Below are 24,288 nucleotides of genomic sequence, written 5' to 3' on the forward strand. Positions count from 1 at the left end.
TTCATTTGGCTGGTTATCGGCTCGGGCTTTTATGCTACAGCCTGCTGTTCCGTTATGTTTTGCTGAACTGTTTTAGCGCATTAATATAAATGTGCCCTTGTGTGTTTGCGGCGGCTGGCCTTCCAGCGTGTACCGGCACATCCATACATAAGTGCCGCCATCCTGCGGCACACCTTTGATCTTGCCATTCCATCCTTCTCCCGGCGCAGTAGTTTCAAAAATACAGGTACCCCACCGGCTATATATACTGAAATAGAATTGTTCAATATTTCCGAATAAAAGCGGGCGTATGATGTCGTTCTTCCCATCACCATTAGGCGTAAAAGCGGTTGGAACGTATAGTCCTGTCATACATTGCCGGCTTGCTATAGTAATGAAGGCTTTGCCTTCACAATTATTGTTATCTGTTACCTGAAGCCAATAAGTTCCGGGTTTGTCAACTGTAATACTTGCTGCATTGGAGTTATTGTTCCATAAATATGATCTGAAGGATCCCTTGGCTGTTAACTGAAGTTTCCCGTATTGGCAGATAGATGTATCCGCAGGCAGAAACGCTTTGGGTACCGGTACGGTTGATGTTATATTGACGGTGTCGGATCCTTTACAGCCTTTGTTGTCTGTGACCTTTACCCAATAGGTGCCGGTAGCTGAGAAAGGAGTTGTGTTACCTGTAGCTCCGTTACTCCACTGATAAAAAGGATACCCGGGCGCTACTGAAAGCATTCGTGTTGTGCCCGCACATAACACAGGTGCATTGATCTTTGGAGAGGGATTGACATATAATTCTTTGAGCGCGAAACTATCTTTTGAATGGCAGCCGTTGTTATAGGTGGCGTCGACGCTATAAATGCCGGTGGTTTTTACAGTTATTACAGGTGTTCTTTTGCCGTTATTCCATAGAAAGGTATCGAATCCCGTTCCGGCAGAAACGATAATGCTGTCACCTTCACAGATGCTGACGTCTCCACCCAGGTTTATTGGCGGCGAATGAAGTACGTTTACAAGTACCGAGTCCGTTAAGGTGCAGTTATCCTGTGTAACGGCATTAATATAGTAGCGTGTTGAGACATCGGGCTTTACATAGATCTTGCTGTTGTTGCCCAGGGTAGTGGTTTTGGTAAACCAGGTATAATTATTATAGCCGGCAGTGCTCTGCAGTAATACGCTATCGAGGTTACATTTTGTGGTGTCTTGTGTTGTGCTAAAAAAGCTGCTTGCTGCTATTACTTTTATCGTGTCTGAGCCTGCCCTTCCACAATTGTCTGTTACATCGATATAATATGTGCCTGGTGCCGTTACTTTTAAAATAGAATCTCCTGTCGTGCCATTCCATTGATAAGAATTGTACCCCGTACCTGCATTCACTGATACCTCTTTTCCGGGACAAATTATTTTGTCGTCGCCAAGTGTTACGTCTCCGGCTGAAATAAGTATGGATGCATCCAGGGATTGATGATCTACAAGGCAGTTGCCTTCTATTGTAACGGCAATATTGCTGACGCCGGTTTTCAATGGCTTTAAACGAATGGTATCTCCATTAATACTTATGGGGTGGAGGATATCGGAATTGTATTCCCATGTGGCAATCGCGTCGCAATTCACTGCATCTTTCAGGTAGCAGATGAGGGTATCTGTTAAGGAGCAGACTTTTCCTTTTTGCAGCATGTTTACTGTGCCGCAGCTTTTTGTTTCATTACAGAATAACCTGGCATCGGCCGGTTCGTTGTTGTAGAGCACCTGTGCATCGATATAGCGATAAGCTGTATCCAATATATTATTGAGGCTTTCCGGCAAATAAGTCATTGAAAAAGGGACTACGGCTGTATTGATGGTTATGTCGCTACATTCTCCGGTAGGCGAAGAGGTGATATGGCCTGCACTATCGCATTTTATAACAAATCCATTATAAAACTCGTAGACATATTTTGTAGGAGTATGTACTGTTCCGGTTATAACATAACCTGTTCCCTGCTGATGAATATTATGTGGCCGGTAATTTTTTATGGAAGGGTATTTTCTGCTCCATTCAATCTTGCCTGTTGTATCCAGCCGTGTAATGACGAAAGATGTATCGTTGGCTTTAATATTACGCTGGCATAATACAAACTTGCTGTCAGCGGTTTGTACAACTGACGGAGGGGTATCGTCGGTGTAATACGCCGATCCGGGATACGAGTTGTTTTCGGTATCGAATTGTATGGTGTGTCCGATATCGCCGTGCATATCAAAACTGGCCATTGTGATTCTGGTTTCTGTTCTGCCGGGAGTTGCAGCCTGATAGCGATAACAAAAGAGATATATAGAATCTTGCGTTCCAAAAATTCTGTTTATGCGAAGTGTAGTCTGTGCCGCTTCTCCATAATTACGGCTCCAGATAAGGTTTCCGGTTTTTAGGTCTAATCGTTCCAGGCCAATTACCTGTTGGTTATAATAATATGATTCGTGAGCCAGAAATATATCATTGTTTGTACAAAAGGCAGACTTGTAAAGAGGGTTGGTCAATTTATGTACCATACATTTCTGCCATACAAAGTTGGCTTCTTTATCTAACTTCAGAATGATGCTTTTGCCCCCTCCCCAATAGTTTTTGAATAGTACCAGGAAGCCATTGTCGGGAGTGGAGATTACATCATTAACGTTCAGGCCTTCCAAATGAGAATTTATTATCCTCGACCATAGAGGTATGCCAAGGTTATCGAGTTTGACCATAACAGTTTTGCTGCTGCTGCCATGGTTTATTGTATAATCGAGGTTGGCAAAGGCCAAAAGGTTCCCGTCTGCCATTTTAAAGGTTCTCATAAACCTCATCTGACTGGCTATCCGGTTATAGTTTTTCGACCAGAGAATATCGCCATTGATATCCAGCTTGATAGCAACGGCATTGAAGTTTCCTGAATTTCCTGTAAGTATTTTGCCCCCGTCGGCAGTAGTTGTCACATCTCGCAGCACCATGTTTCTACGTGTCACATATTCTATACGTGAACTCTTGTTGCAACCTGGTGGAAGTGGCGAAGTATCTGTACAAGCCAGTGTGTCACATATATCACTTGCTATTAAAGAGAAATTTTGTTTTGCCGGCAGCACTATTTCGTTCAGTGGGGAAGTGTACGGTGTAATATGTTGCCATTGAAAGATTTTCCAGGTAAATGAGGTAGTGTCATCGTGCATGCTACCGGCAAACAATTGGCAGGAAGCTTGCCCGGTAGTGCAGTACATGTCTCCTTTTGTAAGTTCCAATATATCATTTCTATACCAGGGCCAGGGTTGATAAAGTGCAGCCACAAATCCTCCATCCGCTGTTAAATCCACGCTTTTAAGACTTTTGTTTTCATAAGCCGCCAACGTCAGGCTGTTTTCAATAACTCCATATTTATTGATATAAGCTACACGTGGATCGGTTTTTACGAGCGGGTCGTAGTATGAAACGGAGAATACCAGAAAGCCCTGATCTTTTGTGCGTAGCAGTTTCATATAATCGTAGCCATAAAAATGTCTGGCTAATTCTGAGGTTCCCTGCATATCCGTTACTGCTACGATGATTATTCTTGTTGCATAAGTGCCAAATTTTCTATTGCTTAATGTTAAGCCAAAAGATATTTTCTGTTCATGCATATCCAGCCCTGCGATCTCTTCGTCATAATCTTCGCTGTACCACTTTCTGCCTACATATGGGTTTCTCGATTCAATAATACTGCCGTCTGATGGCCGTAATGATACTATCAGAGCGCTTTTCATAGTGGCAGTATAAAAGCCATAAACATAAATAGTGTCATTTGTAAACTGAATTCCCGTAAAGCTTTCCTCGTTGCCGTTATCGAATTCCTGCTGCCATTTGATTGTACCATCGATACCCATTCTGAAGACTACCGGGTTACTTTTGTCGCTGCTGTCGTTTATATTAAAACTGCCAATCAGATCTCCGTCCGGAAGTTGTGTAAGTGCTTTAGGGCGATCGGTTCCATTGCCTTTAGTACCCATTTGCCTGCTCCATAACAGGTTGCCAGCACTACTCATATGCACTAGCCACGCTTTGCCGGAAGTATAACCGTACGAATGGGTGGTGCCGTACAATATGTAGCTGCCGTCATGTAATTCCTGTGCGCCGCTGAATTCATCTGCATCTGCTCCTCCGAGAGAATATGACCATTCAACGGCCCCAGCTTCAGAAAATTTAGCTACCCAGGCGTCATAGGAGGCATTGGAGGATGTAAGCACTCTTCCGGCAACCAAATTGCCTTTGTCGGACGTAGCCAGTGTACGTAGCGGTTCCAGGGGGCCGGCACCAGTATATTTATTCCTGAACGATCGGGCACATTGGCTTTGAGCAAGGATGGCGGAGTTAAAGGACAATGCAACAACTAAAAGCAGAATAATGGGGTTATAGGGGATATAAGGTCGCATGTGGCTAAATTGGCGCAAATATAAGCAGGGTTTGTTTACAGGGATTTGATATTGTTTCCTGGTTCCTGCCTTATGATTTTTTTGATTAAAGAGATTTGTCCGAGATGATAATGCCCATGCTCTATAGTGCCTTGTAAATTCCTGAAGTATGTTCCGTATTTCCCGTCGAGGAAATCTGCTGTCAGTTTGTCATCTGGCAGTTGTTCAATGAGTTGCGCAAATAGTGCTGCCTCCTTCCATACCCGTTGTAGTAGTAATTCCCAATCGGCTTGGCTTTGAATGACAGGAATATCATAACTGTACTTGTCATGCGCCTCAAAAGGTTGTTCCTGCAACACCTTTAATACTGCGTTTATGTAATAATTGATATGAAATACAAGTGCGGCGATGCTATTGAGCGTGTAAACAGAGGTGGTGGCTTCCTGCCATGTTACGTCTGCGAGGGTTTGCCGGAGGTGAACACCGGCATAATTACCTCCGAAATGAAAGTCTCTTACGAGTTTGGCGAGTTGATTGGCTATTGTCATATTTATACCTGTTATAGTAATTTTTTGATCTTTAAAATGCCGGTATGTGAAGTTGTAGAGCCGGCAATGCTTACAGGTTACTCCGGTAAGATTACGGTATTGCCGGCGCTTCAAAGGTTATTTATCTGGCTGATAAAGGCAAATTATGGCCTGATTGTTATGTAAAGCCTGGTGATGTTAAAAAAATATCTGTTTCATTTTCGCAGGCTTTCCGGAAATAAAATTGCGGGGGGTATTCTTGTATTGAGAAAAAAAATCTATTCAACTATCTCTTTTTCTGGCAATTACGATTTGGTGTATCCCTTTCTTCTTCCTAACTTACTGGTGTAAGGCTGGTGGTGCCGATATCCTGAAGGGATACGGTACAGGATAGATGGTACAAAAAACCACCTACCTTAGCTTCGTAAAATCTGCTTTGTCATATGAAATTTAACTACTCAATGCTCAGGGTACACCAAATGCCCCCGCCGGTCTTCTCGTGATAAGAGGTGTCACATCATGTGTACTATCCCTGTTAATTAAGTACAACCCCTTCACATGAGTTCTAAGCTAATGGTCAACAATATTGATGAATTACCGCCCGAAGACCTGGAGTTGGATGAAGCTGCATTTGAAGCTTTGTTCAAGTCGTATTATCAACGGCTCTGTATTTATTGTAAGATCAAATATGGTTTTGATCTGCCGGTTGCGGAGGATGCTGTTAATACTGCCTTTGTAAGGCTGTGGCAGGTAAGGCATACCATAAATATGAACAATTCCTGTACGGCTTATTTATACAGGATTGTGGACAATCTGTGCCTGAACACGCTGAAGCGGCAGAAGGTAAAGCAGAAATACGAGCTGCAGCTGTTGAAGCTGCCGGTGGAGCAGGACCCGCAACTGTCGTTTGACAGTGTTGATCTGCGGGAACTGCGTGCTGCTATCGATGTTGCCATTGCTGAGCTGCCCGGCCATATGAAGGCTATATTTGAACTCAGCCGTTATGAAGGTTTAAAGTACAGCGAGATCTCCGCGAAGCTGGGCATATCGGTAAAGACGGTTGAAACACAAATGAGCAGGGCGCTCGCGAAACTAAAAGAGAAGCTCTCCGGTTATATGATCTCCCTGATTCTTCTGATCATCAATTATTTTCTTGTTAAATAACTTTTTTTTTGAACTGTTGTAAGGGTAACCTTTTTGCAAGTTGTATTAAATAGTAAGACATGGAAAGCAGGCGTCAATATGATGAATTACTCACGAGGTTTTTGGCTAACGGGCTAACCAGGGAGGAAGAGGAAACAGTTCAACACTGGCTCTCCGGAGATCCGGAAAACCAGCGTTATTTCCATGAATTCATGCAAACCTGGCGCCTGACGGGAGCGAAAAATACGATTGACTATGTGCTGAATGAAATGGATACTTCGGATAAATGGAAGCAGTTCAAAGAAACGGTAATAGAGGAAAAACAACTGCCTGATACCACTGAAGTATTATTTCATCCTGTTTACGAAGAAAGCGAAGCATTTAGTGAAACGCCGGTCCGCCAGTTAAGGTGGCGGAAGGGGCTGGTTAGGGTAGCGGCTGCAGCTGCTATTGTTTTTGCGATAGTGGTGATTGGCAGATTGCTGGTAAATGAAGAAAGGCCTGTACGTGTTGTTCAGCAAAGAGTAAAGGCAACTACTGCTCCTGTTATACAAACGCTGTCAAATACTTCCGGTAAAGAAAAAGAGATCACACTGCCTGATGGTTCTGTGGTGATATTGTCCGATAAAAGTGAACTAAACTACCGGGAGCCTTTTCTAGAGCGCAGAGAGGTAGTGTTAAGTGGCAGGGCGCACTTCAACATAACAAAAGACAGCAGGAGACCATTTAAAGTAATAAGCGGTGACGTTGCTACTACTGTTCTTGGTACTGAGTTCCTGGTAACAGCATTCGAAAAGTCGGATAAGATCTTTGTAAGATTATATACGGGTAAGGTTGTGGTGAATGCGGTGGAGAAAAACAACAAGTGGATGAAGAAAGGCGCTTACCTGGCGCCGGGGCAGGAGTTTATTTATAGTTATACCAAGGGTGCGCGGGTGCGGTCGTTCCGGAAAGTAGCGCCGGTGGTAAAGAGTGATGATAGTATAGATATCGTACCTGATAATCCAATGATCCCCAAAAATGCGAAGGTGCCATGGTTCATGTTCAATAACCAGTTGCTGGGTGAAGTGCTGGATCAGCTGGCTGGTATTTATGGTGTTCAGATCATGTATGATGAAAAGGATGTAAGGAACAAATACTTTGTAGGAAAATTCAATAAAACAGATTCACTGGATATAATACTAAAATATATAACCGAGGTAAACGGACTCAGGTTTACCCGGACCAACGATGCCTATCATATCGAAAAGCAATCCCGCATGCAATAGCCTTTCTGCTATGATACTACATATATGAGTACATTTCCCCCGAGGGAGGTGTAAGAAATTTTTTTCCAAACAAAATTGTAAGCTATATGAAAATTAAGCTACTTAATTTCAGGGGCAGCGCTTTGTCTATACTGTTCCTGATGTTAATGTTATCCCCGCTGCTCCTGCATGCACAGGAGAAAAAGAACGCTGTTACAGGTGTTGTTTATAATTCAAAAAAAGAGCCGGTAGGCGGCGTATCTGTTGTAGCCCGCAATACCAAAACCAATTTTTCGGCAGGTACTGCTACGGATTCACTCGGTCATTTTGTTTTTCATAACCTGCAGTTAGGCGGCTCTTATAATTTTGCCTTTTCAGCTGTTGGTTTCCAGCCTCAGAACCTTACCGGTTATACGCTGAAAACGGATGCTTCCTTATCACTGGTAGTGGAGCTTAAAGAAGATGCGGTAACGCTCGATGAAGTTGTTGTGGTTGGTTATGGTGTTAAAAAGCGTTCCGATGTTACCAGTTCTATCGTGAGCATCAAGGCTGAGGATATTCGTTCGAGGCCGGTACAAAATGCTTTGCAGGCTTTACAGGGTAAAGCTTCGGGTGTTGATATCACCTCTAATGAACGTCCAGGTGAAATGGGCGCAGTACTCATCAGGGGCGTTCGTTCGCTGGCGGCAACCAATGATCCCTTATATGTAGTAGATGGTATTCCCTTAAACTTTGGTGGAATGAATGCCATTAACCCCAATGATGTGGAATCTATCGACATCCTTAAGGATGCCTCCGCCACTGCCATTTATGGTTCCCGTGGTGCCAATGGTGTGGTACTGGTAACTACAAAAAAGGGTAAGAACGGCAGTATTACACTAGATTATCTTGGAACACTTACCATGGAGCAAATTTACGACAGGGCTAAAATGATGAACTCTGGCCAGTACATTGAATTCCGTCGTGATGCTTACCGTCGTGCAAGATATCTTGATCCAACTGTTGCAGCCGGTAATACTTATCCCGATATACCTACAATAACAGATGATGAGCGTATTTTTGGTCAGAATGCCTATGCCTGGAATAATGTAAAAAAAGGATGGGCAAACGGCACCTGGGATGGCAGCCTGGTACCTACTACCGACTGGGGTGATATGGTTACCCGTAATGCCCTGACCCAGGATCATACTATTAGTGTAAGTGGGGGTACTCAGAAGATCAAGGCTTATGCTTCGTTCGGTTACCTGAACCAGGATGGTACACAGCTGGGACAGGACTTTACGCGTTATTCAGCTAAATTCAATATAGAGATCAACCCGGTAAAATGGTTTAGTATGGGTAGTAGTGTTAGTGCTACCTATGGCATACAAAACTACGGTTTCGCGTCTTCAAGTCCGAGCGGGGCAGGTTCCCTGTACGCAGCGGCAAGAGGTATGCTCCCTTATACTGTTCCTTTCGATAGCACCGGCAAGCGTATTAATTTGCCAAGCGGTGATATCAATATCCTCAATCCTATCGGAGAGGATAAGTACAATGAGAATCTTCGTAAAACACTTCGTACGCTGGGGGCTTTCCATATTAGCTTTACGCCGTTTCAGGGCTTTAACTACAGGTTGAGCTTTGGTCCGGATTTTTCGAATTATACCAATGGTAAATGGATGGATGCCATGTCGATCAACAGGGGTGGTGGTGAACAAGGTTCTACGAACTATGCACAACTAAACCAGACGTCGAGCATAGCCTGGACGCTTGATCACCTGATCACCTACAATAAGTCAATTGGAGCCGATCATTCATTCGGCGCTACTTTTTTGTATAGTTCTACCAAGGTGCGTTCCGAAAATTCAACAATGACTGCCACCAAACTTCCCTGGAACAGTCAGAAATGGTATTCACTCAGTTCTGTAAGTACCCTTGATGGCTTTTCTTCAGGATTAAGTGAGAATTCCCTGCTTTCGTATATGGGACGGTTAAACTATACTTACAAGAGCAAGTATTTCTTCGATGTATATTCCCGTTGGGATGGTGCTTCGCAATTGGCGCCTGGAAACAAATGGGATATGTTCCCGGCTGCTTCTTTTGCATGGCGTATGGATAAGGAGCAGTTTCTTCAGCATATCAACTGGTTAAGTTTACTGAAGCTTCGTTTAGGTGTGGGAACAGTGGGTAATGCTGCAATTGGTCCTTACAGCACCCGTGGTGGCGTTCAAACACTATATTATACCTGGGGAGCCAATGTTGAGGCGGGCTATGTGTCTTCAGATCCGTCTTCTGCCAGTCCGGTTACCATGCCTAATCCCCAACTGGGATGGGAGCGTACTACTCAAACAAACCTTGGTATTGAATTCGGTATACTTAATGGCAGGATCAATGGTACATTAGACCTGTATACTTCCAGAACCAAAGATCTGTTGTTGCTGCGTTCTATTCCTACTTTAACGGGTTATCCCAGGTCTTACGATAATATTGGTGTTACTGCCAACAAGGGATTTGATCTTTCTTTAACCACTATCAATATTCAGAAAAAGGATTTTAACTGGACTTCTACCCTTAACTTCTCTGCTACAAAAGACAGGATCGTTGAACTGGCAAGTGGAAAGCTTGATGATGTGAGCAACGTTTGGTTCATTGGTAAAAGGCTTAATGTTTATTACGATTATGAGAAGCTAGGCATCTGGCAGGATACTAAGGAAGACCAGGAGGAAATGGCTAAGTATAATGCCAATATCTCCAGCAAGTCGAGCTGGTTCCGTCCCGGAAGAATTAAAATAAAAGACCAGAATGGCGATTATAAAATTGATGCGAATAACGACCGTACCATTGTAGGTCACAAGCAGCCTAACTGGAATGGCGGTCTTATCAATGAGTTCAATTATAAGAACTGGGGATTAACCATCTTTATTTTCTCTCGTTGGGGGTATAAAATAGAAGCGGGTTCTGAGGCGTTACAGGGACGTTTTTCTCAAAGGTTGCTGGACTATTGGACACCAACCAATCCAACCAACGATTATCCTGCTCCCAGCTATGCGAATGCTGCGGGTGACCCCTACAGGTCTTCTATGAACTATCAGAACGGATCTTTCATCAAGATAAGGAATATATCACTGTCTTACAGGCTGCCTTCAGCTTTGGCTACCAAACTTAAGATGAAAAACGGCCGAGTGTATGTACAGGCAATGAACCCTGGCCTTATTTATTCCGGAGTCAGCTGGATGGATCCGGATGGTGGTTCTTTAAACCGTGGTGTTGTAATTGGCGTGAATGCCGGATTCTAAAACGATTAAATTTTACGTATGAAAAGGTTTAATAAACTTATTTATATTGCTGCTTTCGGAGCATTGCTTTCTATGCCTTCCTGCAGTAAAAAGTTTCTTGATGAAGAGCTCATCACTGCAAGAAGTACCCAGGATTTTGAGACACAAGACGGACTTGACGGGCTGGTAACGGGCATGTATCAATCTTTACGCTTTCATTTTAATTATGAGTGGGCGTATTCTACTACTAACTATGGTACTGATGAATTTGCTGTTGGTGGCGACAGGACCATGCAGATGTGGAATTCATATGATGCGAATCTGAATTCGCTGACGGGGGATGTGGCTACGGTTTGGGACAATATGTATGGCGCTATCAACTCCGCGAATATTGTTATCAGGAACGTGCCGGTATATTACAAGGATGAAACGAACAAGAATACAAGGCTGGGAGAAGGCTATTTTATGCGTGCCTTCAACTATTTCAAACTGGTGAAACAGTATGGTGGTGTGCCTTTAAAATTGCAGCCTTCTGAATCTGTTGAGTATGAATTCAGCAGGAATACAGAAAAAGAGGTTTATGCGCAGATCTTCAATGATTTTCGTGAAGCGTATAAGCTATTGCCTGGTAGTGTATCGCAAAGGGGACGTTTAACCAAATGGGCGGCTGCGCATTTCCTGGCGAAAGCACATTTGTTCCGTGCCAGTGAATTGTATAACGGCTGGAATGGTGATACACGCGAAGCTGATCTTGACAGTGCGATTTTATATGGTAATGCTGTGATCAACAGTGGTGTGCACTCTTTGGCAGCGAATTATAAGGATCTGTGGAACTACACCGGCCCTGATGCGGCCAATGAGGCGTTGCCGGAAATTATTCTTTCTGCTCAGTTCTCCAATAATACGGCTACCCAGGGCAGGTATGGTAATCAAACACATCTTTTCTATCTGTCTATTTACCAGAACCTTGCAGGTATGGTGAGAGACCTTGCCGGCGGCAGAGAGTTTCAGCGTTTACGCACCACAGATTATTCCATTGATATTTACGACAGGGTAAATGATTCCAGGTTCTGGAAAAGCTTTAAAACAACTTATCTCTGTAACAATCCTTCCGGTGCTCCTAAATGGACGAAGGATAATGCGCCAAGCAGCTCTTTGATCGATAAGGTACGTTTTACCGGTGGGCAGGAGTCGATCCGTTACATTGTAAATGATGCGGGTGACGCCCGTTATACTTCCTCGAATATAACTTTCCGTGCGCCTCATATGTTTGTGCGTTATTTCCAGGGAGAGCAACAGAATCTCATTGGTACGCATGGGAACTATACTACTTCGCGTTTTGTAGGACTTTCCAAGTTTGCCGATGGTTCAAGGGATGTGGTTGCTTCGCAATTTGGCAGGCGGGATGGTATATTGGCACGGTTGGCTGAAACCTATCTTATTGTAGCGGAAGCATATGGCCGTAAAGGGCAATATGCAGATGCGCTTCCTTATATCAATGCGGTACGTGACCGCGCTGCTTATAAATCGGGAGAGGACCGTTCTGCTTATGTAGATGGTGGTGTTGCCTATAAAACCAATACTGCTGCCAATACTGCCACGTATGTTTCCTATTCTGAAAAGAACAGCTATTACGAATCGAATAATATTACAGAAACAACGGCCAGTACGCTGAGCAATATGCATCTGAATGCCGTAACAGATATTTTTGAGTCGCCTCGTGAGTTTTATACTAAAATGGGGACAGCCAGTGAGAAAGATAAGTTTGTTGCATTTATTTTGAACGAACGATCCCGTGAGCTGATGGGTGAGTTGATGCGCTGGGAAGACCTTGCAAGAACTAAAACGCTTGTAAAACGTTGCAATTTGTTCAATGACGAGGCCAGGCCCCAGGAAGGGCAGCATTATCTGCGGCCTATTCCTCAGGCATTCCTGGATATTATCAAGAAAAACGGCAAACCGCTGACGGCTGCAGAAAAAGCTGCGATGCAGAATCCAGGCTGGTAATTGTTTTCGGTTTTGTGTGTATTATCTTGAGGCAAAAATTGCGATATGAAAAAGAAATGCCTGTTGGGAATTCAGCTACTACTGGCTATTCTATCCTGCGACCTGCGTGCGCAGCAGCAAGCTGCCATATTAAAAACGGTGGCTCCTGAAAAAGCGGTAACGATGCAGTTTGACAAAAAAGCTGCGGGTACACCTATACAAATGGAGCGGCTTAACAGGGGGCTTGTTGCGGTACGTACCGGGCCTGACAGTGTTTATCTTAGCTGGCGGCTGTTCGGTAATGATGTGGCAGGCATGGCTTTTAATATTTATCGCGATGGCGTTAAGATCAACAATGCGCCTGTAACAGGCGCTACAAATTATATAGATCCTACATCCTTAAACGGCAATTATTCATTGAGGCCCATTATAAACGGACACGAGCATGGAGAAGAAAAGCCCGTGTCCGTGTGGCCTCAAAACTACCTGGATATACCCCTGGACAAACCAGCGGGTGGGGTAACGCCTGACGGGGTTACCTATACCTATACTGCCAATGACTGCAGTGTAGGCGACCTGGATGGCGACGGGGAGTATGAGATCATTCTCAAGTGGGATCCTACGAATGCAAAAGACAATTCGCAAAGGGGGTATACGGGTGCTGTTTACCTTGATGCGTATAAGTTTAACGGAACCAGGCTGTGGCGTATTAACCTGGGGCCGAATATCAGGGCGGGTGCGCATTATACGCAGTTCATGGTGTATGATCTTGACGGCGATGGAAAGGCTGAACTGGCCTGCAAAACGGCAGACGGAACTGTTGATGGTGCGGGAAAAGTTATTGGAGATGCCGGTGCCGATTACAGGAACAAGAGTGGTTATATTATTTCTGGCCCTGAATTCCTGACGGTATTCAATGGGCTTACGGGCGTTGCAATGGCAACTGTTCCTTATCTGCCTGCCAGAGGCAGTGCGGATGCCTGGGGAGATGCCTATGGAAACCGCGTGGACAGGTTTATAGCAGCAGTGGCTTATCTTGATGGCGCCAGGCCCAGCCTTATTATGGGAAGGGGATATTACACCAGGCTTGTGAGAGCTGCCTGGGACTGGCGGGAAGGGAAGCTTAGGCTTCGCTGGATCTTTGACAGTGACAGTACAGGTAATGATGCCTACCGGGGCGATGGTAACCACCAGATGACCGTTGGTGATGTTGATGGAGATGGTAGACAGGAAGTAATAAACGGGTCGAGTGCCATTGATGATAATGGCAAAGGATTATGGACGAATGAAATGGGACATGGTGATGCGTTACATATGAGTGATATGGATCCTGAACGTCCGGGATTGGAGATATGGCAGAGTTATGAAGGGCCCAGGGGGAATGGTGGAGTAGGTGCCGCACTGGTTGACGCCAGAACCGGCAATCGTATTTTCACGATGCCTGAGCCTAAAATAGATGTGGGAAGGGCTTTGGCTGCCGATATCGATCCGCGTTATAAAGGATATGAGATGTGGGCAGCGGTGGGTAATCTTTATACTGCCAAGGGTGTTGAGATAGGTGCTGCCAAACCTTCCATGAATTTTGCTATCTGGTGGGATGGCGATCTGTTGCGGGAATTGCTGGACGGCACTACTGTTTACAAGTGGGATTATGAAAACAGCAGGCAGGTACCTTTACTGGAAACAACGGGTACGGCATCGAATAACTGGACGAAGAAAACGCCCGCACTCAGCGCCGATATATTAGGCGACTGGAGAGAGGAAGTGATATTCAGAACATCGGATAACCAGCATCTCCGTATCTATACTACTACTATACCTACGCAGCATCGTATATACACACTTATGCATGATCCGCAATACCGGGTTGCCATTGCGTGGCAGAACGCTGCTTACAATCAGCCCCCGCATCCCGGATTTTACCTGGGTATGGATATGGGGCCTATCCCGGTACCGAATATTACCTATGCGGGCGTTCAAAAATGAAATGTTCGTTCGAAAGGCTGAAGCGTTTTTACGTATGTTTTAAGTGCTGTTGTGTTTGTTTGCCATGTTTTCGGGGGGAGTATAAACACAGGAAAAAATACATGCTAAAAAACATGTACATGAAACCCTGAAAGTTATTTATATTGATCACCTTATTTAGCCTGGATATGATACTAACGATTGATACTTCTTATTTAACGGGCCTGGCCCGCCGTTGTTTGCTGATGCCTGTTTTGTGTGTTTCGGCAGCGGTTGCTGCGCAGCCGGGTCTGAAATTCGATTTCGGCAAAGGGGAAGCCGCCCCGGGATATATACATGTAAAAGAGAATGACCGCTATAATGATACATTGAGATATGGTTTTGAATTTGGCAGCAGTGTGCGTTATGGTTATAACGGGGGCAATGATCCCATGAGGGATGGATTTGTTACCAGTGACCAGCCTTTTTATTTCTCAGTAAAGCTGCCGGAGGGGAATTACGATATAAAGTTATTGTTCGGTGATAAGCAAAAGCCTACCATTGCGACGGTTAAAGCTGAGTGCAGGCGGCTGATGGCTGAGAAGATCGTTGCAGAGAAAGGTAAATTCGTTACCCAGGTTATAACGGTGCATGTGAAAGACAGCGTGATCCGGCCGGATGGCAGAGTAGTTCGGCTAAAGCCGCGCGAAATTCAATACCTGCATTGGGATGATAAACTAACGCTGGAATTTGGTAATAAGGCTGCTAGTCTTTGTGCTATAGAAATAATTCCGAATACGAAGGCTACCACTATTTTCCTGGCAGGGAACTCGACGGTGGTAGATCAGCCTGAAGAGCCCTGGGCGGCGTGGGGACAGATGGCTCCTGCCTTTTTCCGTCCTGAGCTGGCAGCGATCGCTAATTATGCTGAATCGGGAGAAACGCTGAAAGCTTTTCAGCGTGAGAAAAGGCTGGAAAAGATATGGTCTATGGCAAAGCCCGGCGACTATCTTTTTATTGAGTTCACGCATAATGATCAGAAGCCGGGTGGCAATCATCTTGATCCTTTTACTTCTTATAAAGACACGTTGAAAAGCTGGATTGCGCAAGCCAGGGGGAGGGGATTGAAGCCTGTACTTGTTACTTCCATGCACCGGCGAAATTTTGATTCTTCGGGTCGTGTTGTAAATACATTACTGGAATATCCAGATGCCATGCGTTCGGCTGCAAAAGAAGAAGGTGTGCCACTGATTGATCTGAATGCCATGAGTAAAACACTTTACGAGGCGTGGGGGCCGGAGCGTTCTATAAAAGCCTTTGTGCATTTTCCGGCTAACACATTTCCCGGTCAGAAACAGGAGCTGAAAGACAATACCCATTTCAGCACTTATGGCGCTTATGAACTCGCAAAATGCGTGGTGCTTGGTATCAGGAAGATACCGGAACTGGCAGTGCTGCTTAAAAGTGGTATACCGGAATTTGATCCTGCCCGTCCTGATGCTTATGAAGCTTTTGATTTGCCTGCAAGTGCTTTTTCCGGAGTGGTGAAGCCTGACGGGAACTAGCCTGTAACCTGTTGCTGATAATACACTGGTAATAATGATCGAATAGAATGCCGATGAAAAAAATAATTACAGTACTGGCTTTGAGTGCATTTCAGTTTACAGTTACTGCGCAGTCGCACTGGCCTGCAGTTTCGAATACTGCGCGTCCGTGGACAAGGTGGTGGTGGATGGGCAGTGCCGTTGATAGTGTTAATATTAACGCAACCATCGGGCAATACAGTGATGCGGGGCTGGGCGGCGTTGAAATAGTGCCTATTTACGGTGCGAAAGGGTATGAGAGCAGGTATCTTAAGTATTTGTCGCCTCAATGGGTGAACAGGGTGGATAATGCTGTTGAAGCGGCGGGCAAGCATCATATGGGAGTAGATATTGCTTTAGGTACCGGATGGCCTATAGGTGGTCCGCAGGTTTCCGAAAAAAATGCCGCGACAAGAATTCATATTCAGAAGTATTCATTAAATAAGGGAGAACAACTGCTGCAAAAGGTTGTGTTCACAGATTCCACGAAAAAGGGAGATGGTGTGCTTTCTGCTGATGGTGTGGGATTGATGGCTTTAATGGCATATGGTGCGGATGGTGCAGTGAAGGACCTGACTGGAAAAGTGCAACCTGATGGTACCCTTAGCTGGGTGGCCGAAGAAGGCAACTGGCAGTTGCTGGCGGCGTTTAATGCGAAAACAAGGCAGAAGGTAAAACGTGCTGCTCCGGGTGGAGAGGGGTATACGCTGGATCATTTTTCTTCTGCTGCACTTAAGGAGTATCTTACCATTACCGGGAAGGCATATGGTGACAGGTCGCATGGGCTAAGATCTTTTTATAACGATAGTTATGAAGTTTATGGCGCCAACTGGACTCCGGATCTTTTTACTGAATTTGAAAAGAGAAGGGGGTATAAGCTTCAGCCTTATTTGAGGGAGCTTACGGGCAATATAATTTCCGATTCTGTTGCAAGAATAAAGAGCGACTACAGAGAAACGATAGCGGCATTAATGCTTGAAAACTTTGCGCGACCGTTTGCGCAATGGGCGCATGGATTAAATATGCAGTCGATCAACCAATCGCACGGATCACCCGGTAACCTGCTTGATCTTTATGCTGCGGTTGATATTGCTGAAACAGAAACTTTCGGTTCCAGTTATTTCCCGATAAAGGGACTGAGGAGGGATAGTGCTGATGTGCGGAATGTAGACCCTGATCCTGCGATGCTGAAGTTTGCTTCTTCTGCTGCGCATGCGATGGGGCATCGTTTTGCTTCGAGTGAAACTTTTACCTGGCTTACCGAACATTTCAAGACATCGTGGAGCCAGTGTAAACCTGAGGCGGAACAGTTGTTCCTGGCTGGGATCAATCATGTATTCTTTCATGGTACAACTTATTCTCCTGCGGATGCCGCATGGCCGGGCTGGATCTTTTATGCCTCTGTGAATTTCGTTCCTGCGAATAGCCTCTGGCCTCATTTAAAGGGCATGTCGGAATATATTACCCGGTGCCAGAGTGTACTTCAGAAAGGCGTACCGGATAATGAACTGGCTATTTACTGGCCTGTATATGATGTATGGCATGATCCGAAAGGGCTGGATAAGGCGTTAAAGGTTCATGATGTTGATGACTGGCTGCATCCTTCTCCATTTTATAAGGATGTACAGCGTTTGCAAAAAGAAGGCTATTCCTTTGATTTTGTTTCGGACCGGATGTTACAGCAGGCGAAGATAAAATCGGGGCAGCTCCAGGTGACTGATACGGGTGCTGTTTATAAGGTGCTTCTTGTGCCTGCCTGCGGTAAAATGCCTTTAGAAACGCTGAAGGCCATCATGAAGCTGGCGAAGCAAGGTCTTAGAGTTGTAATTGCGGATGTGCCGGCAGATGTGCCGGGGGTGCATCAGCTGGCGTTGAGACGGCAGGCTTTTAATGCTTTAAAAGCGCATTTTCCTGCGGAGGGTAGTGCTGTGCATGTTGGTATGGGTTCTCTTTTTCTTTCGCGTGATATATTGAAGCCGTTGCCCACACTGGGTTTGGAAGGAGAGCCACTGGCTAAAATGAAATTGGGTTTTATAAGAAGAAAGGATGGTAATAATTATTATTACTATATCGTGAATCATACGGCACGTGATATCGATACTGTATTACCGATCAATGTGTCTGCCGATAAGGTATTGCTGTTAGATCCTCAATCGGGGAGGGAAGGCAGTGCGCGTGTGGAGCGGAGTGGAACGAAGACCCTGGTTAAGCTGCAGCTGAAAAGCGGTGAATCTGTGATACTGCTTACAACAAAAGAAAATGATAAACAGGCTGCATGGAAATATGTAACTGCCAACGGGAAAGATATTGCTTTATCCGGAAGCTGGGAGGTTCGTTTTACGGCTGGAGGTCCTGTACTGCCGAAGCCTGTAACGATAGAGAAATTAAGCAGCTGGACGGAGTGGGGGGATAGTACCCTGGTGAATTTTTCAGGGACAGCAGTATATACCACCCATGTGCAACTCAGTAAAAAAGCTGGTTGTGATTACCTGTTACAACTGGGCAGGTTATGTGAATCGGCAAGGGTGTGGGTGAATGGGAAAGATGCTGGTTTTATATGGAGCATTCCATTTGAAAGGAGAATAGGAGATCTTTTAAAGGACGGTTCGAATGAAATTAAAATAGAGGTGGTGAACCTGATGGCCAATCGTATCAGGTATATGGACAGGAATAAGATCCCCTGGCGTAATTATCACGAGATCAATTTTGTGAATATTAACTATAAAGACTTTAATGCGGCATCCTGGGCTCCACAACCTTCCGGGCTGCTGGGACCTGTTTTGATAAAAGAGATGACTGCACACTAATGCGGATAACAGCCGGTGGCACAAACACAGCGCCGGGATCCAGGTTATTTTAAAATGATGTTCTATGAATGGTAAAATTATATTCAGATCATTCCTGTGCCTGATAGCCTATGCCGGCGGCCTGTTGGGATTGCAGGCCCAGGTAAAGCAGGTGCAATATCTTTCCGGCACCGGTTACCAGGAAACAGTTTCGTGGGACTTCTTTTGTACCGGTGGCCGCCAGAGCGGTTACTGGACAAAGATTGAGGTGCCGTCCTGCTGGGAGCAGCAAGGCTTTGGTTCGTATAATTATGGCCGTGATTATAAAACCAATGGCAAGAATTCCCGTTTCAATGATGAAAAGGGGTTATATAAACATCATTTCGCGGTGCCTTCCAGCTGGAAGGACAAGGAGGTATTTATTGTTTTTGAAGGCAGTATGACCGATACTGAAGTGAAGATCAACGGCCGTTCGGCGGGTGCTGTTCACCAGGGCGCGTTCTACCGTTTCAAATATAATATTACTGACAAGCTGTTAACGGGAAAGGCAAACCTGCTGGAGGTTACGGTAAGCAAGATGAGCAGTGAGCCTTCGGTAAACAATGCGGAAAGGTTAGCGGACTACTGGGTATTTGGCGGCATTTTCCGGCCGGTATATTTAGAAGCTGTTCCCAGGCAGCATATAGATCATGTAGCTATAGATGCAAAAGCAAACGGCAGTTTTGCGATGCAGGCCTTTATAAAGAATGCCAACAAGAAGCTGAATCTTCTAACAGAGATCGTTGACAGCAAGGGGGCTGTTGTAAGCAGCAACCAGCAAGTAGTGAATGCGGGAGATTCAGTTGTTACCATCAATACAACACTAGCGGGCGTCAAAACGTGGACAGCGGAGACCCCTGCACTTTATTCGGCAGTCGTTTCTCTGAAGGATGGCACACAAACTTTATACAAAGCCACTGAAAAATTCGGTTTCCGCACTATTGAAATAAGACATGGCGACGGCGTGTATATCAATGGCGTTAAGGTTAAGTTCAAGGGTACCAACCGGCATTGCTGGTGGCCTGAATCGGCACGTACACTTAATGAGAAGATACAGTTACAGGATGCTTTGTTGCTGAAAGAGATGAACATGAATGCGGTACGTTGCTCTCATTATCCGCCTGACAAGCGTTTTCTCGAGTTCTGTGATTCGCTGGGTATTTATGTGTTGAATGAACTTGCGGGCTGGCAAAAGGCTTATAGTACAAAAGCAGGCCGTCTGCTGGTAAGAGAGCTGGTGGTAAGAGATGTAAACCATCCTTCTATCATATTCTGGGATAATGGCAATGAAGGCGGCACCAATAAAGAACTAGATCCTGAATTTCCGAAATGGGATCTTTCGAAAAGACCTGTGATCCATCCGCATCACAGGCCGGGTAATGATTTTAATGGTATTGACTGTAATCACTATGAAGATTATTACAGCACGAAGAAGATCCTTGAAGATTCACTGATATATATGCCTACCGAGTTCCTGCATGCGCAGGATGACGGTGGGGCAGGTGCAGCCATGGAGGATTTCTGGGAGCTGCATTGGGGGGCAAAGAAAAGCGCCGGTGGTTTTATATGGGCGATGGTAGATGAGGGCGTTGTGCGCACCGATATGGGCAATGTTATAGATGCCAACGGGCTGAATGCTAATGATGGCATTTTGGGACCTCACAGGGAAAAGGAGGGCAGTTTTTATGCTTTACGTGAGATCTATTCTCCTGTAAAGATCAGGATGGGCCAGCTGCCTAAAGACTTCAACGGTAGTATTGTATTGGAGAACCGTTATCATTTCACCAATTTGAACCAGTGTACTTTTAAGTGGGCATTGGTTAATTACAGGCAAGCCTACAGCAATCTCGCAGGTTTCACCGTGATGGAGAAAGGGAAGGCAGCTGCTCCTGCCATTGCGCCAGGAAACAGTGGTACGCTGCATCTGGGGCTACCTGCCGGCTTTTTGAAATATGATGCGTTAATGCTAACGGCAACCGATCCGTTTGGCAAGGAGATCTATAAATGGACCTGGAAGATCGCTGATAATGCGAAGCTGCTGACAGGCATGTTCAATGCTTCGTCGGGCAGTAGTTCGGGTGAAGCGCTCGATAGCGTGTACGTGCTGAAGGGTGGGGAAAACACGGTATGGCTGAGTAAGAAAACCGGTTTGCTCACTGGTACGCGTAATGCTGCGATGGATAATCTTTCTTTCAGAAACGGGCCGGTGCTGGCGCAGGGTAATGCTGTTGTAGTATCCTCCCGCCTGTATAAGGATGGCAATAACAGTGTTGTTGAATTTACTTACGAAGGCAACCTGAAATATACACGCTGGACAATGCAGGAGGATGGATGGCTTAGTCTTGAGTATGAGTATACGCTGGATGGATCGTATCCTTTTGCGGGTGTTAATTTCAATTATCCTGAAAACTTTATACTTGGAGTGAAATGGCTTGGTAAAGGTCCTTACAGGCAATGGAAGAACAGGATGGCAGGTACCCCGGTAAACGTTTGGGAGAAACTTTATAACAACACGCAAACAGGCTATTGGCCTATGGTGTATCCTGAATTCAAAGGTTATTATGGTGATGTTACCTGGATGGAGTTTAATACAGTGGAAGGTAAATTTTATGTAGCCAGCCGCGATACGGGTTTGTTTGTACGGTTATTTGATTTTTATGCACTTTCCAGTGGTGTTAAGCCACATCCTGAATTACCTGGTGGTAATATTTCTTTCCTGGATTGTATTCCGCCGATAGGGACAAAGCTGGCGTTGAACATCAACTATAATACGGCAGCTCTGGGGCCGCAAAGCGAGCCTGCTAAACTGGATAAGCCTGTTAAGCGTACGTTGTTGTTCTATTTCGGGCTTCCCAAAACTACAGAAGCGAAAGAGCAGTACAGCAGGCCTGACGTGGATAATGTTTTTTAATCTAAAATGATTATATGAATAAGATAAAATATTTGCTGATCGCAGCGTTGTCGCTGTCGTTGGTCAGTTTTTCGTGGCATAAGCCTACGCTTTATATTATTGGAGATTCTACCGTGAGGAACGGCGATGGTACAGGCAGTAATAGTCAATGGGGGTGGGGCAGTATCATAGGTAATTGGTTTGATACGGGAAAGATATCGATCTCCAACCAGGCTATTGGCGGCAGAAGTTCGCGTACATTTTTAACTGAGGGCAGGTGGGATCGTGTTGTTGGTACTTTACAAAAGGGTGATTTCCTGATCATGCAGTTCGGGCATAATGATGCCAGTCCGTTAGACGACACGGCCAGGGCGCGTGGAACGTTAAAAGGCGTAGAGAATGACAGCGTAGAGATCTACAATCCTATCCGCAAGCAAAAAGAGATCGTGCATAGTTATGGGTGGTATATCCGCAAGTTTACAACGGAAGCCCAAGCCAAAGGAGCCACTGTTGTTATTTGTTCGCCTATACCACGCAATAATTTCAAAGATGGTAAAGTGACCAGGTCGGAGTATGCTGACTGGGCTGAAGCAACAGCGCGGCAAACGGGTGCTTTCTATATTCAGCTGAATGAGCTGGTAGCTGTACAATATGAAAAGATGGATACTGCTGCGGTGCATGCATTTTTCCCGGCAGATCATACACATACCAATAAGGAAGGCGCTTCATTGAATGCTGCCAAGGTTGTGGAGGGTATTAAGCAGCAGCCGTTACTTGGTTTAAATGCGTACCTGATCCGCTAATTGAAAGAGCCTATTTTATAACGAAAATGTTTTCCGATGAAAAGATTTATTGCCGTTGCTTTGGCTGGTGCGGTGCTGGCATCAGGATGCAGCACAAGCAGGAAACTGCCTGCCAGGGACGAGGTGCTGACTGTTATGCGTAAGACTAATCAGTATTTCATGGATAAATGGCCTGATGCCGGTAAAAGCATTGTGACCAATAAAGAGCGTCCCAGTCATATTTGGACAAGGGCTGTTTATTATGAGGGGCTGATGGCGCTTTACGCTATTGATAAGCAAACCGCTTATTATGATTATGCGGTTCAATGGGGGCAAAAACATGACTGGGATATGCCTGGCGGTATAGCGACCCGCAATGCAGATAATCATTGTTGTGGGCAAACCTATCTTGATTTGTATGCTATCGATAAGAATGAAGCGTATATTAAAAACATCAAAGCTTCCATGGATGCTATGGTGAAGAGCGATAAGAACGACGACTGGTGGTGGATTGATGCTCTTCAGATGGCGATGCCTGTATTTACGAAACTGGGGGTTGTTTATAATGATACCTCTTATTTCCATAAGATGTATGAGATGTATGCTTTTACGAAGCATCAGCATGGTGGTAAAGGGCTTTATAATGCAGCTGACCATCTCTGGTGGCGTGACAAGGATTTTGTACCTCCTTACAAGGAGCCCAATGGGGAAGACTGCTACTGGAGCCGTGGCAATGGCTGGGTAGTAGCCGCACTGGCGCGTACACTAGAGCAACTTCCCAAGTCGGATTCCCATTACGGAGAATATCTGGAGGATTTTAAGGATATGTGTGCTGCGTTGCTTCCCATTCAGCGTGCTGACGGTTATTGGAATGCGAGCCTGCATGACGCCAATAATTATGGCGGTAAAGAAACATCGGGTACTGCGCTTTTTGTATATGGTATGGCCTGGGGTATCAACAAAGGGATACTTGACAAGAAAATTTATCTTCCTGTAGTTCTCAAAGCGTGGAATGTAATGGTGAAAGAAAGTGTACATGCCGATGGTAAGCTGGGTTATGTGCAGTCGACAGGTAAAGAGCCTAAAGACGGCCAGCCTGTGGGATATGATAAGATCCCTGACTTTGAAGATTTTGGTCTTGGTTGTTTCCTGCTTGCCGGATCGGAGGTATGGAAGCTTAGATAGGATACTTAAACGGATAGCTTTACATCATCTGCTATTGTATTGAGAAAGAGGCGTTTCATGTTATTCATGAGGCGCCTTTTTTTTGTTTGTATTGAAGTTGCGGGTCGCTGGTTGTGAGTGGGTTTTTCTGGCTTGCTTTTCCTGCAACTATGTGCGTTGATTCCATGATGTTCTTTTTTCTCCTGTTTTGATGGTCCGGATGGTTTGCGCCATTTTGAAGTATGAGAAATATGACAATGAATGCCCGGTTTTTAGATAAAAGGGCTGGATTTTCGGGATTGGATGGGAACTATACGTTTTATTTTTACATAGAGAAAAATACCTGTTTAATGGGGTTGTATTGTGTTTGGAGCAAATGTGTTTGAATGACAGCTGTTTGTGTTTTTGGGAAAGATATTTTTAAAAAGCGGGTTTCTTTGCAAGAAAAGAGACGGGTGTTTTTTAATAAAAAAATATTAAATTTACTGAAACCACTATGACTGCTTAGGAATATGACAATTACTAACTAACTGCTTGCCTGGATAAGTTTGTATTCCTTTATT

General features: G+C 45.0%; 12 protein-coding genes. 10 read left to right on the plus strand and 2 right to left on the minus strand.

The window, feature by feature from the left end; genetic code table 11:
- Window positions 1-72: 72 nt before the first annotated feature.
- Together ESB13_RS02845 and ESB13_RS02850 are read right to left on the minus strand one after the other, a co-directional pair.
- The gene (locus ESB13_RS02845) at window positions 73-4,401 is read right to left on the minus strand and encodes a T9SS type B sorting domain-containing protein (protein ID WP_129001521.1); all 4,329 of its coding nucleotides are present in this window, start codon (window positions 4,399-4,401) and stop codon (window positions 73-75) included.
- Between the two features lie 35 nt (window positions 4,402-4,436).
- Window positions 4,437-4,928 (minus strand): DinB family protein, encoded by a 492-nt coding sequence (locus ESB13_RS02850; RefSeq protein ID WP_129001522.1) that lies wholly within the window; start codon window positions 4,926-4,928, stop codon window positions 4,437-4,439.
- 537 nt (window positions 4,929-5,465) lie between these two features.
- On the opposite strand from ESB13_RS02850, the gene ESB13_RS02855 reads away from it, so the two are divergent.
- The 10 genes from ESB13_RS02855 (at window position 5,466) to ESB13_RS02900 (ending at window position 23,746) form a co-directional block, all read left to right on the plus strand.
- On the plus strand, window positions 5,466-6,071 hold the full coding sequence (locus ESB13_RS02855) for an RNA polymerase sigma-70 factor (protein ID WP_129001523.1): 606 nt from the start codon (window positions 5,466-5,468) through the stop codon (window positions 6,069-6,071).
- A 59-nt stretch (window positions 6,072-6,130) separates the two neighbouring features.
- Window positions 6,131-7,318 (plus strand): FecR family protein, encoded by a 1,188-nt coding sequence (locus tag ESB13_RS02860; RefSeq protein ID WP_129001524.1) that lies wholly within the window; start codon window positions 6,131-6,133, stop codon window positions 7,316-7,318.
- 86 nt (window positions 7,319-7,404) lie between these two features.
- Window positions 7,405-10,572, plus strand: coding sequence for a SusC/RagA family TonB-linked outer membrane protein (locus tag ESB13_RS02865; protein ID WP_129001525.1), 3,168 nt, complete (start codon window positions 7,405-7,407; stop codon window positions 10,570-10,572).
- 18 nt (window positions 10,573-10,590) lie between these two features.
- Window positions 10,591-12,558 carry a RagB/SusD family nutrient uptake outer membrane protein gene (locus ESB13_RS02870; protein ID WP_129001526.1) on the plus strand — a complete coding sequence of 656 codons (1,968 nt, stop codon included), beginning with the start codon at window positions 10,591-10,593 and terminating at the stop codon, window positions 12,556-12,558.
- Between the two features lie 45 nt (window positions 12,559-12,603).
- On the plus strand, window positions 12,604-14,523 hold the full coding sequence (locus ESB13_RS02875; protein WP_129001527.1) for a rhamnogalacturonan lyase: 1,920 nt from the start codon (window positions 12,604-12,606) through the stop codon (window positions 14,521-14,523).
- A 167-nt stretch (window positions 14,524-14,690) separates the two neighbouring features.
- Window positions 14,691-16,046 carry a rhamnogalacturonan acetylesterase gene (locus ESB13_RS02880; protein WP_246022417.1) on the plus strand — a complete coding sequence of 452 codons (1,356 nt, stop codon included), beginning with the start codon at window positions 14,691-14,693 and terminating at the stop codon, window positions 16,044-16,046.
- Between the two features lie 53 nt (window positions 16,047-16,099).
- Window positions 16,100-18,871, plus strand: coding sequence for a glycosyl hydrolase (locus ESB13_RS02885; protein ID WP_220399537.1), 2,772 nt, complete (start codon window positions 16,100-16,102; stop codon window positions 18,869-18,871).
- Window positions 18,872-18,935: 64 nt separating this feature from the next.
- Complete coding sequence (locus ESB13_RS02890; protein ID WP_129001529.1) at window positions 18,936-21,800, plus strand: glycoside hydrolase family 2 TIM barrel-domain containing protein; 2,865 nt, start codon at window positions 18,936-18,938, stop codon at window positions 21,798-21,800.
- A gap of 14 nt (window positions 21,801-21,814) precedes the next feature.
- The gene (locus ESB13_RS02895; RefSeq protein ID WP_129001530.1) at window positions 21,815-22,582 is read left to right on the plus strand and encodes a rhamnogalacturonan acetylesterase; all 768 of its coding nucleotides are present in this window, start codon (window positions 21,815-21,817) and stop codon (window positions 22,580-22,582) included.
- Between the two features lie 36 nt (window positions 22,583-22,618).
- Window positions 22,619-23,746, plus strand: coding sequence for a glycoside hydrolase family 88/105 protein (locus ESB13_RS02900; RefSeq protein WP_129001531.1), 1,128 nt, complete (start codon window positions 22,619-22,621; stop codon window positions 23,744-23,746).
- The last annotated feature ends 542 nt before the right edge of the window (window positions 23,747-24,288 follow it).

It is taken from the genome of Filimonas effusa (genome assembly GCF_004118675.1).
GTDB lineage: Bacteria > Bacteroidota > Bacteroidia > Chitinophagales > Chitinophagaceae > Filimonas > Filimonas effusa.